2 protein-coding genes are annotated in these 613 nt (G+C 42.9%); both read right to left on the bottom strand.

Translation table 11 applies throughout. The features are described from left to right. On the bottom strand, positions 1–403 hold a 403-nt coding region (locus tag NIE88_RS22155; protein ID WP_253065721.1), incomplete at its 3' end, for a DUF4373 domain-containing protein. 4 nt (positions 404–407) lie between these two features. Continuing rightward, positions 408–548, bottom strand: coding sequence for a hypothetical protein (locus NIE88_RS22150; RefSeq protein ID WP_253065720.1), 141 nt, complete (start codon positions 546–548; stop codon positions 408–410). Positions 549–613 lie beyond the last annotated feature (65 nt).

The raw sequence follows: 613 nt of genomic DNA, 5'->3' as shown, positions 1-613 counted from the left end.
TGCTATCGCTTTGCATTTGCACGGAACCCGCGTCATGACTGGATTTTTGCCAACGCTTCTGTGCCGCCTTACGTGCCTTTTCAGACTTTTTATCCTTGCTTTCCATGCGTGTGATCAATGACTCCGACCATATAAAATTGTCGTTTTCGCATAACAAACCGAACTCGTTTATGCATGCATCTACGAATTCTTTTGCCGCATTACGTTCGCATTGCATTTGCATTGCTAATGCATCGTAAAGGTGCTTGGTCTTTTCCAATTTGTATTCGTCTTCATCACGGAGTATTTCAATCAGGCACCAGTAACGTCCGTAGCCTTCCATACCAAATACCGCACGCATCGCAAGGATCTTCGGGTCATATCTGGCATTGCTATCATGACTAAAATAATAAGCATCCTTCATAATTTCACACCCAAATTTTCTCTAAGTTCTCTTTAAACGATCGAGCAATTTCAACGATTTCCTGATGCGTCTTCGTGTCCGGAGCATTCCTGAATGCAATCTCTAATAGGTCCATGAAATCCGTATTCAGCTTGTCTGTATTCATTTCGCTCACTCCCTATGAAATGCATAGCCACCTCTCAAATTTGAGCAGTGACGATCCACCATCAT

The organism is Sporolactobacillus shoreicorticis (assembly GCF_024125445.1).
Lineage (GTDB): Bacteria > Bacillota > Bacilli > Bacillales > Sporolactobacillaceae > Sporolactobacillus > Sporolactobacillus shoreicorticis.
The sequence above is the reverse complement of the archived record's forward strand: the minus strand, read 5'-3'. Positions and strand labels throughout refer to the sequence as shown.